Annotated in this window: 17 protein-coding genes; 11 read left to right on the top strand and 6 right to left on the bottom strand. The window is 71.9% G+C overall.

Going from position 1 to position 13,949, the window contains the following annotated elements:
- Positions 1-60: 60 nt before the first annotated feature.
- The 5 genes from ACZ434_RS26600 to ACZ434_RS26580 form a co-directional block, all read right to left on the bottom strand.
- Complete coding sequence (locus ACZ434_RS26600; protein ID WP_468460086.1) at positions 61-1,521, bottom strand: sensor histidine kinase; 1,461 nt, start codon at positions 1,519-1,521, stop codon at positions 61-63.
- A complete protein-coding gene (locus tag ACZ434_RS26595; protein ID WP_468460084.1) occupies positions 1,518-2,252 on the bottom strand; it encodes a response regulator transcription factor in 735 nt (244 codons plus the stop codon). The genes ACZ434_RS26600 and ACZ434_RS26595 overlap by 4 nt, the downstream gene beginning before the upstream one ends.
- Before the next feature lie 99 nt (positions 2,253-2,351).
- Entirely contained in the window at positions 2,352-3,425 is a 1,074-nt protein-coding gene (locus ACZ434_RS26590; RefSeq protein WP_468460082.1) for a S1C family serine protease, read from the bottom strand.
- Positions 3,426-3,518: 93 nt separating this feature from the next.
- Entirely contained in the window at positions 3,519-4,541 is a 1,023-nt protein-coding gene (locus ACZ434_RS26585; protein ID WP_468460080.1) for a LacI family DNA-binding transcriptional regulator, read from the bottom strand.
- 107 nt (positions 4,542-4,648) lie between these two features.
- Positions 4,649-5,428: a response regulator transcription factor gene (locus tag ACZ434_RS26580; RefSeq protein WP_468460078.1), complete on the bottom strand. Its 780-nt coding sequence runs from the start codon at positions 5,426-5,428 to the stop codon at positions 4,649-4,651.
- Positions 5,429-5,673: 245 nt separating this feature from the next.
- Between ACZ434_RS26580 and ACZ434_RS26575 the strand changes: the two genes are divergently transcribed.
- From ACZ434_RS26575 to ACZ434_RS26540, 8 genes are all read left to right on the top strand, one after another.
- Positions 5,674-6,546, top strand: a complete 873-nt coding sequence (locus ACZ434_RS26575; RefSeq protein ID WP_468460076.1) for an alpha/beta hydrolase — start codon at positions 5,674-5,676, stop codon at positions 6,544-6,546.
- A gap of 56 nt (positions 6,547-6,602) precedes the next feature.
- Positions 6,603-6,863: a MoaD/ThiS family protein gene (locus ACZ434_RS26570; RefSeq protein ID WP_468460074.1), complete on the top strand. Its 261-nt coding sequence runs from the start codon at positions 6,603-6,605 to the stop codon at positions 6,861-6,863.
- Entirely contained in the window at positions 6,860-7,987 is a 1,128-nt protein-coding gene (locus ACZ434_RS26565) for a hypothetical protein (RefSeq protein ID WP_468460072.1), read from the top strand. Before ACZ434_RS26570 ends, ACZ434_RS26565 begins: the two co-directional genes overlap by 4 nt.
- A 187-nt stretch (positions 7,988-8,174) precedes the next feature.
- Entirely contained in the window at positions 8,175-8,915 is a 741-nt protein-coding gene (locus tag ACZ434_RS26560) for an LmeA family phospholipid-binding protein (protein WP_468460070.1), read from the top strand.
- A gap of 196 nt (positions 8,916-9,111) precedes the next feature.
- Positions 9,112-9,219 carry a putative leader peptide gene (locus ACZ434_RS26555; protein WP_392039930.1) on the top strand — a complete coding sequence of 36 codons (108 nt, stop codon included), beginning with the start codon at positions 9,112-9,114 and terminating at the stop codon, positions 9,217-9,219.
- A 123-nt stretch (positions 9,220-9,342) separates the two neighbouring features.
- Entirely contained in the window at positions 9,343-10,188 is an 846-nt protein-coding gene (locus ACZ434_RS26550) for a sulfurtransferase (protein WP_468460068.1), read from the top strand.
- A gap of 42 nt (positions 10,189-10,230) precedes the next feature.
- On the top strand, positions 10,231-10,518 hold the full coding sequence (locus ACZ434_RS26545; protein ID WP_006348354.1) for a DUF1416 domain-containing protein: 288 nt from the start codon (positions 10,231-10,233) through the stop codon (positions 10,516-10,518).
- Positions 10,519-10,605: 87 nt separating this feature from the next.
- Positions 10,606-10,869 carry a DUF3099 domain-containing protein gene (locus ACZ434_RS26540; RefSeq protein WP_468460066.1) on the top strand — a complete coding sequence of 88 codons (264 nt, stop codon included), beginning with the start codon at positions 10,606-10,608 and terminating at the stop codon, positions 10,867-10,869.
- Between the two features lie 13 nt (positions 10,870-10,882).
- On the opposite strand, the gene ACZ434_RS26535 is transcribed toward ACZ434_RS26540, so the two are convergent.
- Positions 10,883-11,245 (bottom strand): DsrE family protein, encoded by a 363-nt coding sequence (locus ACZ434_RS26535; protein WP_468460064.1) that lies wholly within the window; start codon positions 11,243-11,245, stop codon positions 10,883-10,885.
- Between the two features lie 102 nt (positions 11,246-11,347).
- On the opposite strand from ACZ434_RS26535, the gene ACZ434_RS26530 reads away from it, so the two are divergent.
- The 3 genes from ACZ434_RS26530 to ACZ434_RS26520 are packed head-to-tail and all read left to right on the top strand — an operon-like array spanning position 11,348 to position 13,766.
- Positions 11,348-12,166, top strand: a complete 819-nt coding sequence (locus ACZ434_RS26530) for a hypothetical protein (protein ID WP_468460062.1) — start codon at positions 11,348-11,350, stop codon at positions 12,164-12,166.
- Entirely contained in the window at positions 12,163-12,975 is an 813-nt protein-coding gene (locus tag ACZ434_RS26525) for a hypothetical protein (RefSeq protein ID WP_468460060.1), read from the top strand. Before ACZ434_RS26530 ends, ACZ434_RS26525 begins: the two co-directional genes overlap by 4 nt.
- Positions 12,972-13,766, top strand: a complete 795-nt coding sequence (locus tag ACZ434_RS26520) for a hypothetical protein (protein ID WP_468460058.1) — start codon at positions 12,972-12,974, stop codon at positions 13,764-13,766. Before ACZ434_RS26525 ends, ACZ434_RS26520 begins: the two co-directional genes overlap by 4 nt.
- The last annotated feature ends 183 nt before the right edge of the window (positions 13,767-13,949 follow it).

Below are 13,949 nucleotides of genomic sequence, written 5' to 3'. Positions count from 1 at the left end.
CGGCGTTGTCGATGTCGCCGCGCCACTCGTAGGTGATCGGCACGTCGTGAGCGTAAGGGGTTATGGCATGTCCGGGGGAGGGGTCGGGGCGCCGGGGAGGTGGATGGTGGCTGTGGTGCCGGTGCCGTCGGCCGGGGTGAGGGTGATGGTGCCGCCGGCCTGGTGGACCGTGCGGGCCACGATGGAGAGGCCGAGGCCGGAGCCGGGGAGGGCGCGGGCGGTGGGGGAGCGCCAGAAGCGGTCGAAGACGTGGGGGAGTTCGTCGGCCGGAATGCCGGGTCCGTGGTCGCGGACGGTGAGGACGCCGTCGGTGAGGCGGACCTCGACGGCGCCGCCGGGCGGGCTGAACTTGACCGCGTTGTCGAGGACGTTGACCACCGCCCGTTCCAGGGCCGCCGGTTCCGCGCGTACGTACCAGGGGTGGAGGTCCGCGGTGATGGTCAGCTCCGGGCCGCGCAGCCGAGCGCGGCGCAGGGCCGACTCGACGGTGTCGTGCCACGCGACGATCTGGGTGCGGTCCCCGTGCGGGCCCGTGTCCGGGCGGGACAGTTCCTGCAAGTCGCCGATGAGGGCGGCCAGTTCCGTCATCTGGGCCTTGACGGAGGTGAGCAGGGCCTTGCGGTCCTCGGGGGGCAGGGGGCGGCCCGTCTCCTCGCTGCGGCCGAGGAGTTCGATGTTGGTGCGCAGGGAGGTGAGCGGGGTGCGCAGTTCGTGGCCGGCGTCGGCGATGAGCTGCTGCTGGAGATCGCGGGAGCTGGCCAGCGCGGACGTCATGGAGTTGAACGAGCGGGAGAGGCGGGCGATCTCGTCCTCGGAGTCGTCCTCCACGGGGATGCGGACGCCCAGGTCCTCGGTGCGGGCCACGTGTTCCACGGCCTCGGTGAGCCGGTCGACGGGGCGCAGGCCCGCGCGGGCGACGGCGAGTCCGGCGGCGGAGGAGCCGAGGACGCCGACGCCGGAGACGAGGAGCAGCAGCAGCGCCAGTTCGTTGAGCGTGGACTGGGTGTTGCTGAGCGGCAGGGCGACGACGAAGGCGTAGTCCTGGACCACGGCCCGGCTCAGCAGGCCGGTCTTGACGACGACGGCCGTCGTCAGCACGCGCACCCGTTCGCCGTCGCTGTCGGTGCCGTCGCGGAAGGTGCCCTTCTCGGGGTCGGGGTGCTCGGCCACGTCCTTGTCGCCGCCGGTGACGTCGATCGCGGCCGGCGCGTAGGGCAGGACGCACACCCGGCCGTCCGCGCGGACCAGCTGGGCGTACTGGTTGCCGCTCGGCGGCGTGATGGTGCCGGTGTCGGACGGCTCCTGGACGCAGGCGTTGGTGAGCTGCTCGAACTCCTCCCCCTGGAGGGTGAGTACCGATGACCGCAGATCGTCGTCGAGTTCGTCGTACAGCTTGCCGCGCACGATGAACCAGCAGGTCACCGACACCGCGGCCACCGCGAACGCCACCGCCGCCGCCACCAGCAGGGCCAGCCGCGCCCGGATCGGGAGCGCCCGGAAACGGCGCACCAGCCCTCTCACTCCGCGCCGCCCTGCCGCAGCACGTACCCCACCCCCCGCACCGTGTGCACCAGGCGCGGTTCGCCGGCCGCCTCGGTCTTGCGGCGCAGGTACATGACGTACACGTCGAGCGAGTTGGAGGACGGTTCGAAGTCGAAGCCCCAGACCGCCTTCAGGATCTGCTCACGGGTGAGGACCTGGCGCGGGTGGGCCATGAACATCTCCAGCAGCGTGAACTCCGTGCGGGTCAGTTCCACGGGCCGGTCGCCGCGGGTGACCTCCCGCGTGGCCAGGTTCATGCGCAGGTCGGCGAAGGTGAGGACGTCGTCGGACTCGGCGGAGGCGGCCACCGCCGCCGCGTACGAGCTGCGGCGCAGCAGCGCGCGGATACGGGCGAACAGCTCGTCCAGCTCGAACGGCTTGACCAGGTAGTCGTCGGCCCCGGCGTCCAGGCCCGTGACCCGGTCGCCGACGGTGTCGCGGGCGGTCAGCATCAGGATGGGCGTGGTGTCGCCGGTGGCGCGGATGCGGCGGGCGGCGGTGAGGCCGTCCATGCGGGGCATCTGGATGTCGAGGACCAGCAGGTCGGGCCGGTACGCCTCGGTCTTCTCCAGGGCGTCCGCGCCGTCGACGGCGACCTCGGTGCCGTACCCCTCGAAGGCCAGGCTGCGCTGGAGCGCTTCGCGCACGGCCGGCTCGTCGTCGACGATCAGGATGCGCTGGGGGGCACGGTCGCCATCTGCGGGGGTCATGGGGTGTCGGGTTCCTCTGTCTGCGACGGGAGGGGCGCCATGAGGGCCGGCTCGGGACTCGTTCGGGTCTTCAGCCTCGCACGTTTCCCCCGGCGCGCGTCAGTTCGTCGCGCCGGAGCGCAGGGCCGGCAGGTCCGCCTTGACGGTGTCGACCGGGATGGCGAAGCCCAGGCCCACGCTGCCCGCCGCGGAGGGGTCCGCGCCGCTGGGCGCGTACATCGCGGAGTTGATGCCGATGATGGCGCCGTTCATGTCGATCAGCGCGCCGCCGGAGTTGCCGGGGTTCAGGGAGGCGTCGGTCTGGATGGCCTTGTACGTGGTCTTCGAGCCGCCGGTGTCGCCGTTGAACTGGCGGCCGTCGTACTCGAACGGCCAGCCGCCGCCACTCTGCCCCCGCTGTCCCTGGCTCTCGTCCGTCGAGACGGTCACGTCCCGGTCGAGGGCGGAGACGATACCGCTGGTCACCGTGCCGGTCAGGCCCGCGGGCGAGCCGATCGCCACCACCTGGTCGCCGACCTGCACGCCGTCGGAGTCGCCGAGCGTGGCGGCCTTCAGGCCTGAGGCGTTCTCCAGCTTGATCAGCGCCAGGTCCTTGCCGCTGTCGGTGCCGACGACGTTCGCGGTGTACGTCGTGCCGTCGTGGGTGCGCACCTCGACGGTGTCGGCGCCGGCGACGACGTGGTTGTTGGTGATGATCTCGCCGTCCTCGGTGATGATCACACCGGAGCCGGTGGAGGCACCGCTGCTGGTGGCGGCGCTGATCTCGACGATGCTCGGGCTGACCGCCTCGGCGACGCCGGAGACCGTGCCCTTCCGGCTCGACGGTACGACGTCGGTGCCGGCCGGGCTCGACGAGGCGACCGTCTCGGTGCCGGTCAGCTCCTGGAAGCCGTAGGCGGTGCCGCCGCCGACGGCCGCCGCGACGATCGCCACGGCGGCGAGCAGGGTGGCGGGGCCGCGGGTGCGCTTGCGCCTCCGCGCGGAGGCCGGGTCGGGGGTGTGGCCCGGGTCCGGGGTCGGGGTCGCGGTCGGGTCGGAGGGCGGGGCCGAGGCGTGCGCGGGCGTCGGGGCGTACGCCGGCGGGGGCGGCCACTCCGGGTTCACCTGGTGGGGGCTGTGCGGGAGGTCGGGGCTGTTCTCGTAGGCGCCGCTCGGGCGGGGGCTCTCGGTCATGTTCATGAGCCTCGCGCCGGACCATGAGAGCACCCTGAGTGCGTACTGAGAAGTCCGACAGAACCGCGTATGCCCGATATAAAGGGTGCCGGGCTACGCGCAGCCGCAGGACTGGCGGACCACCAGGCGGGACGGGAACAGCTTCAGGCGTTCGCGGCGCGAGCCCGCCACCCGCAGACCGTCGTCGAGGACCAGGTCGACCGCCGCGCGGGCCATCGCGGGGCGGTCGGAGGCGACCGTGGTCAGCGGCGGATCGGCGAGCGCCGCCTCCTTGATGTCGTCGAACCCGGCGACCGCCAGCTCCCCCGGCACGTCGATGCGCAGCTCCCGCGCGGCGCGCAGGATGCCGATCGCCTGGTCGTCGGTGGAGCAGAAGACCGCCGGCGGGCGGTCCGGGCCGGAGAGGATCTCCAGGCCCACGCGGTAGGCGTCGTAGCGGTTGTACGGTGCTTCGAAGAGGCGGCCCTCGGTCGGTATCCCGGCCTCCTTCATCGCGCGCCGCCAGCCCTCGACGTGGTCCGAGACGGGGTCGCCGACGGCGGGGGTGTCCGCCGTGCCGCCGACACAGGCGACGTACGCGTTCCCGTGCTCCAGCAGATGGCGTACGGCGAGCTGGGCGCCGCCGAGGTCGTCCGTGACCACCGCCACGTCGTCGATCGCCTCCGGGCGCTCGTGCAGCAGCACCACCCGGGCGTCCCACGCCTCGATCTCCGCCGCGGCCAGGTCGTTCAGCGCGTGGCTGACCAGGATCAGTCCGGAGACGCGCATCCCGAGGAACGCGCGCAGATAGTGGACCTCGCGCTCACCGATGTAGTCGGAGTTCCCGACGAGCACCATTTTCCCGCGCTCGGACGCGGCCTGTTCGACCGCGTGCGCCATCTCCCCGAAGAAGGGCTGGCGCGCGTCCGGCACGATCAGGCCTATGAGATCCGTGCGCCGCGACGCCATCGCCTGGGCGACACGGTCGGGCCGGTACCCCAGCTCCTTGATCGCGGCGAGAACGCGCTCGCGCGTGGCCGGGGCGACCGGCCGGGGTCCGTTGTTGATGACGTAACTGACGACGGCGGTGGACGTACCCGCCAGCCGCGCCACATCATCCCTGGTTACCTTGGCCACGCGCGGAGTCTACGCGGATATATTCCGTCCGGGCAGGGAGTGAAGAGGGTTCCGAACAGCACGGAAACGGCTCGTCTGTGCGAACGCAACGCTCATGCGTGCGACCGCTACGCCCGTGACGGCGCCCCGGCGGTCCTCCCCGCGGTCGTCTCGTCCGTATCCGAGGGCTTTTGCCGGTCGCTCCTGGTCTTCGTGTCGTCGGCCGGGCGTTCCGCCTTTTCAGGCGTAACGAATCGATAACCGACGTTCCGGACCGTGCCGATCAGCGACTCGTGCTCGGGGCCGAGCTTGGCGCGCAGACGTCGTACGTGCACGTCGACCGTGCGGGTGCCGCCGAAGTAGTCGTAGCCCCACACCTCCTGGAGCAGCTGGGCACGCGTGAAGACCCGGCCGGGGTGCTGCGCGAGGTATTTGAGGAGTTCGAATTCCTTGAAGGTGAGGTCGAGGACCCGGCCCTTGAGTTTCGCGGAGTAGGTCGCCTCGTCGACGGACAGGTCGCCGTTGCGGATCTCCATGGGGGAGTCGTCGTTGACGATCTGCCGGCGGCCCATGGCCAGGCGCAGGCGTGCCTCCACCTCCGCCGGGCCCGCCGTGTCCAGCAGTACGTCGTCGATGCCCCAGTCCGCGGTGACGGCCGCGAGGCCGCCCTCCGTCACCACCAGGATCAGCGGGCAGCCGGGGCCGGTGGAACGCAGCAGCTGGCACAGGCTGCGGACCTGGGGGAGGTCGCGGCGGCCGTCGACGAGGATGACGTCGGCGCCGGGGGTGTCGACCAGCGCCGGGCCCTCCGCGGGGGCCACCCGCACGGAGTGCAGGAGCAGACCGAGGGCGGGGAGCACCTCCGCCGACGGCTGGAGCGCGTTGGTCAGCAGCAGCAGTGAGCTCATCGTGCCGCCTCACCTGCCGGGATCCGCCGCGCCCGGGTCGGGGCCGTCCTGCTGTCGTGCACGGTTCGCTCGCCCATAACGTCTGGTTCCTCCTCGGTCCCTGCGAGGACGTTTACGGCATTGCTGCGTGCGTTCGACGGCCCGTACACCCGGCGGTTTCCCGCGTTCGTATACAACGCTTCCGAAAGCACAAAAGGACCCGGGGGCTTCGCTGCCCGAGTCCTCTTCGCAGCAGAATAGCCGACATGAGCACCGGTCCGGCAGGTCATGTGGCGCGATCCACTGTTCGATCCATCATTCGTCCGTATTCCGAGACGGGGGCGGTGACACCGCGCGGTGTGCCTTTGCGTGCGTTCTTGCGTACGGCGGACGGTGTGGCGATCGATTCCGTATACGAACCCGGAGCGGATTCTTCATCCGATCTTGTTTTCGTGATCGCGCACGGGTTCACCGGGGACGCGGACCGTCCCCATGTGCGGCGGGTCGCGCGGGAACTCTCCCGGTACGGGGGTGTCGTGATGTTCTCCTTCCGGGGGCACGGGGCGTCGGGCGGGCGGTCGACCGTGGGGGACCGGGAGGTGCTCGATCTCGCGGCCGTGGTGGAGTGGGCGCGCGAGCGGGGGCACGCGCGGGTGGCCACCGTCGGGTTCTCCATGGGCGGTTCCGTGGTGCTGCGGCACGCCGCGATCAGCCGGGACGCGGCCGGGGTGGACGCGGGGGCCGGCGCGGGGGTGGACGCCGTGGTGTCCGTGAGCGCGCCCGCGCGGTGGTTCTACCGGGGGACGGCTCCCATGCGGCGGCTGCACTGGGTGGTGACCCGGCCCGCCGGGCGGCTGGTGGGCCGGTACGGGCTGCGGACGCGGATCCATCACCGGCAGTGGGACCCCGTACCGCTGTCACCGGTCGAGGCGGTGCCGCGGATCGCGCCCACGCCGCTGCTGATCGTGCACGGGGACCGGGACGGGTACTTCCCGCTGGACCATCCGCGGATGCTGGCGGCTGCCGCCGGGGAGCACGGGGAGCTGTGGGTCGAGCCCGGCATGGGGCACGCGGAGAACGCGGCGCCGGAGCCGCTGCTGCGGAGGATCGGGGACTGGGTGGTCGCCCGGGCGGGCTAGCCTGACGGTGTTCACCGTCAACCGATTTCCGACCGAGGAACCAGAGGAACCAGCAGATGGCAAAGGTCACGGTGCGGTACTGGGCCGCCGCCAAGGCCGCGGCCGGGGTGGCCGAGGAGGCGTACGAGGCGGTCACGCTCGCCGACGCCCTCGACGCCGTGCGCGCGCGGCACTCCGGCGAACTGACGCGCGTGCTGCTGCGGTGCTCGTACCTCGTCGACGGTGATCCCGTGGGCAAGCGCGCGCACGACGCGGTACGGCTGGCCGACGGCGGCACGGTCGAGGTGCTTCCGCCGTTCGCAGGAGGGTGTCGATGACGAACCAGCCGTACGGGGCCGGGGGGCACGACCCGTATCAGCCGCCGTATCCCCAGCAGCAGCAGCCGCAGCCGTACCCGCAGCAGCAGCCACAGCCGTACCAGCAGCCACAGCCGTACCCGCAGCCGCAGGTCTGGCCCGGGCAGCAGCAGGGATACGACGATCCGTACGCGGATCAGCAGTACACGCAGCAGTGGCAGGGGCAGACGTGGGAGACGCAGATGCAGCCGCCGGTGGCCGCGGCTCCGGCTGCCGAGGAGACGTCGTACCTGCCCCCGCAGCAGCCCCCGCCCGCACAGCAGCCCGCGCCCCGGCAGGAGCCCGCGCCCCGGCAGGAGGATGGGCCCGAGTACGGGCCGGCCACGCTGGGCGGGAACTCGCGCGTCACCGATGCGCAGCGGGCACGGGCGGAGGGGCGTTCGCCGATCATCGATCCCGGGATGCAGCCCGCGCTGCTCACCGCGGTGCTGGGGCTGCTGCTGGCCGGCGGGGCGGCGCTGGGCACGTACGCGCTGCTGGTGCCGTTGGTGGTGCTGCAGGCGCTCACGGCGGCGGGCTGGTTCCGGCTGAACGGGATGTGGCCGGCCCGGCAGGGGATCGCGCTGGGGTTCCTGGGCGCGGTGGTCGCGGACGTGGCGCTGCTGGCGTCCGACCGGTCGCCCGCGGCGATTCTCGGGACGCTGGGCGTGTGGGTGCTGCTGTCGCTGGTGCTCCAGCTGCGGTCGCACGCGGATCCCGACGAGCGGATGTACGGACTGATGGCGACGGTCGCCGCGGCGGCGCTGGCGATCGCGGCGGGCGGCTATCTGGCGGCGGACGCGGACGCGGTGACCGCCGGCGCGGTCGCCGTGGCGGTGGCGATGGTGGCGCGGGCGCTGCCGCTGCCCACCGCGGCGTCCGTGGTGGCCGCGCTCGCGGTCGCTGCGGGGGCCGGGTTCGCGGTCGCGGGGATGGAGGCCTCGGGCGCGGCGCTGGGCGCCGGTGCGGCCGTGTGCGCGCTGATCGGTCACCGGGTGGCCGCCTACGACTACCCGTCGCGGTTCGTGCACTTCACGGCCGGCATCGCGCTCCCCCTGGCGGCCGCGGGACCGGCGGTGTACGTCCTGGGCAGGCTCTTCGCCTGACGGCCGGCGGCCGTGTGCCCGTGGGCTGCGGGGCGCTGGCCGTATGCCGGCACCGGCGCCACCACCCCCTGTCACAGCTGATCGACAATCCCCCGGCCCACACACCCGTGCGAGTTACCCTCGCGCAGGACGGCCACCCGGTCGTCGGGGAACGGCGTCGGAACAGCACAGGTGGGGGAAACACCGCATGCGCGCACTGCGAATACTGCTCATCGTCCTCGTGATCCTGGGCGGAATCTTCGTGATCGTGGACCGCGTCGCGGTCAACTTCGCCGAGGGCGAGGCCGCGGACCGCCTGAAGGCGAACGAGAACCTCGCGTCCACCCCGGACGTGTCCATCAAGGGCTTCCCCTTCCTCACCCAGGTCGTCGGCGGCACCCTCGACGAGGTGCAGGTCGGTATCGAGGGCTACGAGGCCGGCACCGGCGACGGCGCCCAGCGGATCCGCATCGGCGATCTGCGCGCCGACATGAAGGGCGTCGAGTTCTCCAGCGACTTCAGCTCCGCCGTCGCCGACAGCGCCACCGGTACCGCGACCGTCGCCTACGACGAGCTGCTGAAGCAGGCCACGTCCGAGCCCACCCAGGTGGCCCGCGGGGTCACGGCCGAGGTCGTCGGCCTCTCCCACGGCGGCAACGGGAAGATCAAGGTCGAGGTGGAGGCCACCGTGCTCGGCAACAAGCTGCCCGAGCCGGTCTCCGTGCTCAGCTCGGTGACCGTCGTGGACGGTGACACCGTGCGGGTGAAGGCCGACGCGCTGCCCGAGTTCGGAGGAGTGCCGCTCGCCGAGGCGCGGATCCGGAAGATCACCGACTTCGAGCAGAAGATCGACGGACTCCCCGGCGGGATCCGCCTGGACAAGGTCGAGGCCGCCGAGAACGGCGTGGACATCGTGGTGAAGGGTTCCGACGTCCGTCTGGTCGGGTAGGGAACGCTTTGGCGGGGGCCGGTGTCCGTCAGGCGAGACGGCGGTGTCCGCAGGGCAGATGGGAGGGTCCGGCGGGCGGGAGCGCGGGGGCCCGAGGGTGGATCGCGGGGGCTGCGGTCTCGGTTCGCGGACGATCTCGTCTCAGCATGCGACACGCCGGTGACATGCCCGCCCTGTCCTCCTTACGATCGACCCCATGCAGTGTCAGACAAGCGTCCCCCAGTCGCGGGGACGGGCGGATCTCACGAAGCGGCGGGCAGTGGACCTGTGCCGTGTCGCCGCCATGCTCTGTCGCACTTTCTGAGCGGACGTCCGCCGACGTCCGCGTCTCTCGCCCCGCCCCGCTGAGGGCACCCGTGCGCCGGCCCACCCGGGCGCACCCCTCTCGTTCGCACGCCCCGCCGCAACTGCCCCGGAGGAGAACAGCATGAGCCGCAGCGACGTCCTGGTCGACGCCGATTGGCTCCAGGAGCACCTGGACGACCCGACCATCGCCATCGTCGAGGTGGACGAGGACACCACCGCCTACGAGAAGAACCACATCAAGAACGCCATCCGGATCGACTGGACGAAGGACCTGCAGGACCCGGTCCGCCGTGACTTCGTCGACCAGGCCGGCTTCGAGAAGCTCCTGTCGGACAAGGGCATCGGCAACGACCACACGGTCGTCCTCTACGGCGGCAACAACAACTGGTTCGCGTCGTACGCCTACTGGTACTTCAAGCTGTACGGCCACGACAGCGTCAAGCTCCTCGACGGCGGCCGCAAGAAGTGGGAGCTGGACGCCCGCGAGCTGGTCCCCGGCGACGAGGTGCCGGAGCGCCCGAAGACCGACTACCAGGCCAAGCCGCAGGACGCGTCCATCCGCGCCTTCCGCGACGACGTCGTGGCCGCCATCGGCAACCAGAACATCGTCGACGTGCGCTCCCCCGACGAGTTCTCCGGCAAGCTGCTCGCCCCGGCCCACCTGCCGCAGGAGCAGTCGCAGCGCCCCGGCCACGTGCCGTCCTCCCGCAACATCCCGTGGTCCAAGAACGCCAACGACGACGGCACCTTCAAGTCCGACGACGAGCTCAAGGCGCTCTACGAGGACGAGCAGGTCGACCTGTCCAAGGACACCATCGCCCTGTGCCGCATCGGCGAGCGTTCCGCGCTGACCTGGTTCGTGCTGCACGAGCTGCTCGGTGTGGAGAACGTCAAGAACTACGACGGCTCCTGGACCGAGTACGGCTCCCTCGTCGGCGTGCCGATCGAGCTCGGCCCCGGCAAGTGACCCCTCCCGACCGACCTCTCCAGACCACTTCAGGAGTACGACATGTGCGGTGCGAAGGCCGGCGGCCCGGACGCCTCGACGATCAAGCCCGGTGAGACCACCATCCAGGGGCAGGTGACCCGCGACGGCGAGCCGGTGACGGGGTACGTCCGTCTGCTGGACTCGACCGGCGAGTTCACCGCGGAGGTCCCCACCTCCGCCACCGGTCAGTTCCGCTTCTACGCGGCGGAGGGCACCTGGACCCTCCGCGCCCTGGTGCCCGGCGGCACCGCCGACCGCACGGTCGTCGCCCAGCAGGGCGGTCTGGCCGAGGTCGCGATCGCGGTCTGAGGACGCGGAAACGGCCGAAGGGCCGCATCCCACGGGTTGGACGCCCGGGATGCGGCCCTTCGGCATGTGCGGACCTACGCTGGAGACATGTACGCGCGCAGGCGGCATACGTACTTCGTCATGATGGGCACCTGTATCGGGCTGTTCGTCCTGGCCTGGGGCGTCGTACGGCTCTGGTCGGTGCCGGCCGCCGTCGGCATGTGCCTGGTCGCCATGGTCATCCCGCCGCTCGCCGCGGTGGTCGCCAACCGGCGCGGGCCCGACGACCGCTGGTGGGACGACCCGTCCGGCGACCCGAAGTCCGACGAGTGGTGGGACGAGCTGGACGGCAGGAAACGGCCGCCCGGGTAGTCCGGCAGGTGCCTCAGTAGACGAGCGCCTGCACGCCGTCCGCCATGGCCTCCTGCACGAAGACCTGCGCGCCGGCGATGCGTACGCCCTCGAGGACGTCCTTCTCCGTGATCTCGCGGCGGGCCGCGCACTGCGTGCACAGGGTGACCCGGCCGCCCGCGAGCAGCGAGTCCAGCAGGTCGGGCAGCGGCGCGGAGTGCGGCAGCTCGAACCCGGCGGCACGGTCCGGCAGGGCGAACCACGCGGACTCCCCGGTGAGCCACAGCGAGACCTCGACCCCACTGGCCACGGCCACCGCCGCCACCGTGAAGGCCTGCGAACACCGTTCGGGAGCATCGGCCCCCGCGGTCACCTTGATCACGAGCTTCTTCGCCATGACCGAATCGTAATCATGATCGCCGCAACTTCGGCCGACGGCCGTGGGTCTCCTCTGCACGCGCACTCGGAACGCGCGCTTCACCTTCTGTGGGGGAACGTCTTGGAACAGCCCGAAGAAGCCGACGATGCCCGGGACGAGCCGAGTTCGGCGGATGCGCCGGAGGCGGTCCTGGCACCGGAATCACCGGCGGAGGAGACCCCGGCTCCGGACGCGCCCCTGAAGCGCCGGCGGGGGCGGACGACCGCGCTGATCGCCGCCGCGGCCGTGCTCGGCGGTGTCGCCGGCACCTGCACCGGCTATCTCGTACAGGCCGACCGTGCGCCCACGCGACTGCCTCCGCTGTCGCAGCCGGTGCTCGCGCAGGCGGAGGGCGAGGCGCCCGAGCCCCTGTCCGCGAAGCAGGACCGCCGCGTCAGGACCGATGGGGACCTGCGCACACTGCTGCTCAAGAAGCCACGCGGGGCGAAGGAGACGGACTGGGCGGCCGGGGTCGACGGCTGGGCGAGCCTGGCCGTCTACGCCGGGTACTACGAGGATCCCGGTGATGCGTTCGGAGAGCTGCTGGCCGGCGAGTTCCGGCGGATGGCCGAGATCTCATGGGAGGCCGACGGCTACTTCGTGGAGATCCGCCTCACCCAGTACCGCCAGGAAGCGAAACTCGCGGCCGCCGACGACGTCGACAACGCGAGTCGCTGGGCGGAGGGGAGGACGACCCGGGACTGGGCCATTCCCGGTACCGGCGACGGCCGGGTGTACATGATGAAGCGCGAGACCGAACCCGGCTTCGAGCCCATCCACCGGGCCTCGGCGCGGGCCTGGCGGGGAGACGTCGCCATGACGGTGTGGGTGAGCGGGCTCGAGCCCGTCCCCAGGAAGCTGGTCATGGATCTGGCCGAGCGGCAGATGGAGCGGCTGTGAGTGAGACACCTGAGCCCGGCGCCTCCGGTGCGCCCGGTCTGCCGAGCGAGCCGGCCCGGCGACCCGCACGGCGTGGCCGCCGCGTCGCCGCCGTCACCGGGTCCCTGCTGCTGGCCGGTGCCGTCGCCGCCGCCGTGGCCGTCACCGCGGTGAGGGTGGACGGTGCCGACCGCGACCCCGGTGCCCCCACCTGGAAACTCCCCGAGGCCGTGGCCGAGGGGGAACGGTCCGCACCGGCGCAGGGGCTCGCGGGCATGCTCCTGCCGTACGGCGAGGACGGACGGCTGCGCGGGCCGGACGTCGCCGAGTTCGGCGCGGACGCGCAGCTCAGCGGTGCCCGGGCCACCGCACTGCAGAAGGAGTCGCTGCGTGGTCTGCCGCGCGCTCAGCGCAAGCGGCTGGAGAAGGAGGTCGACAGGCAGCGCATCACCGGCATGGCCATCCGCAGCTACGCCAGCGGATCGGCGTCCATCTACCAGTCCGAGGAGATCTACACGGCACGCATCGTGCTCGCCCGGATGGAGAACCGGGCCGCCGTGCGTGATCTGGCCCGCACGCGGACGCGGGCCCTCGACTCGGTGGACGCACTGCGCAAGGGGCCGAAGGTCCAGGGACACAAGGACGCCGCCTGCTTCCTGCTGCCCAAGGACGAGGACCGGGTCCTGGACGGCATGTTCTGCTCCGCGTACGCCGGGAACGTCCTGGTCACCGTCACCGTGGACGGTGTGGCGCCCATCGACACCGCGAGCGTCGCCGAGATGCTCCGCGAGCAGCTCGACCGTATCGACGAACCGGGGAAGGCCGTATGAGCGAGCAGCAGGCCCTCGAACCGCCCAGGGACCGCCGAGTCCTGCGCGCCGCCCTGCGCTGGACGGCCGCCGTCGTGGTCTTCGCCGTGGCCGGCGCGGGCACGGCATACGGGATCACCCGGATGGAACGTACGGACGTACCCGGCCTGGCGACGGAGTCCGACGGCCGGTGGGAGTACCCGCGACTGACGAAGCCGCCGCTGCCGTCCGGCAGCCCCGGGCCGCAGGCGGAGTCCAATCCGGCCGGCACCCACCACGCCGACCTGCGGGCTCTCCTGCTGCCCGCCCCGAAGGGGGCCGAGGAGAACCCGGCACTGCGCGGCACGGACGGCTGGCTGCCGGCCGGGGAGTTCCTGAAGGAGTTCGCGGAACGGACGGACCGCGAGGAGCTGGGGCAGCGGCTCGTCGACGGCGGCCTCAGACACATCGCGGCGCGCGGCTGGACCACCGAGGACGGCACCCGCACGCGGATCTACCTGCTGCGGTTCGACACCGCGGCCATGGTGGAGGATCACTTCTACGGAGTGCTCTTCCCGTACCACAGCCCGGTCCACAGGGTGCTGGGCACGGAGAGCGTCGTCAACGACGAGACGTTCTCGTCGGACGCGGCAGTCGCCGGTGTCCAGCGCATCGCCTACGTCGAGTCCAAGCCCTACGGCACCGAACACGACCGTCAGGCCTACCTCGCCGCCGGTGACGTCCTCGCCGTCGTGCTGCAGTCCCGGAAGGGCACCGCGCACACCGTGCCGTTCCAGCAGACGGTGGTGCTGCAGAGCCAGCTGCTGGGCTGAGGCGCGGCGAGGCGGCACCTCGCACGACAGGGGCCGGCCCCGGCCGCGTAAGCTGGGGGCCGGCCCTGTGCACTACCGCATCCCCCGCTCAAGGAGCACCCCGTGGTTATCTTCTTCGAAGCCCTGCTGGTCCTGGTCGCCGTCGGCGTTCTCGCCTTCGCCGGGCTGACCGTGAAGAAGCTG

The organism is Streptomyces sp. NPDC030893 (assembly GCF_055571535.1).
Note: the sequence above shows the minus strand (reverse complement) of the source record. Positions and strands in the feature narration are given on the sequence as shown.

Bases quoted from the DNA above. Each gene is read 5' to 3' on its own strand.
- ACZ434_RS26580 (WP_468460078.1), bottom strand. From the start codon at position 5,428: ATGAGCTCACTGCTGCTGCTGACCAACGCGCTCCAGCCGTCGGCGGAG.
- ACZ434_RS26555 (WP_392039930.1), top strand. From the start codon at position 9,112: ATGCAGTGTCAGACAAGCGTCCCCCAGTCGCGGGGACGGGCGGATCTC.
- ACZ434_RS26595 (WP_468460084.1), bottom strand. From the start codon at position 2,252: ATGACCCCCGCAGATGGCGACCGTGCCCCCCAGCGCATCCTGATCGTC.
- ACZ434_RS26565 (WP_468460072.1), top strand. From the start codon at position 6,860: ATGACGAACCAGCCGTACGGGGCCGGGGGGCACGACCCGTATCAGCCG.
- ACZ434_RS26550 (WP_468460068.1), top strand. From the start codon at position 9,343: ATGAGCCGCAGCGACGTCCTGGTCGACGCCGATTGGCTCCAGGAGCAC.
- ACZ434_RS26570 (WP_468460074.1), top strand. From the start codon at position 6,603: ATGGCAAAGGTCACGGTGCGGTACTGGGCCGCCGCCAAGGCCGCGGCC.
- ACZ434_RS26540 (WP_468460066.1), top strand. From the start codon at position 10,606: ATGTACGCGCGCAGGCGGCATACGTACTTCGTCATGATGGGCACCTGT.
- ACZ434_RS26545 (WP_006348354.1), top strand. From the start codon at position 10,231: ATGTGCGGTGCGAAGGCCGGCGGCCCGGACGCCTCGACGATCAAGCCC.
- ACZ434_RS26520 (WP_468460058.1), top strand. From the start codon at position 12,972: ATGAGCGAGCAGCAGGCCCTCGAACCGCCCAGGGACCGCCGAGTCCTG.
- ACZ434_RS26560 (WP_468460070.1), top strand. From the start codon at position 8,175: ATGCGCGCACTGCGAATACTGCTCATCGTCCTCGTGATCCTGGGCGGA.
- ACZ434_RS26535 (WP_468460064.1), bottom strand. From the start codon at position 11,245: ATGGCGAAGAAGCTCGTGATCAAGGTGACCGCGGGGGCCGATGCTCCC.
- ACZ434_RS26575 (WP_468460076.1), top strand. From the start codon at position 5,674: ATGAGCACCGGTCCGGCAGGTCATGTGGCGCGATCCACTGTTCGATCC.
- ACZ434_RS26590 (WP_468460082.1), bottom strand. From the start codon at position 3,425: ATGACCGAGAGCCCCCGCCCGAGCGGCGCCTACGAGAACAGCCCCGAC.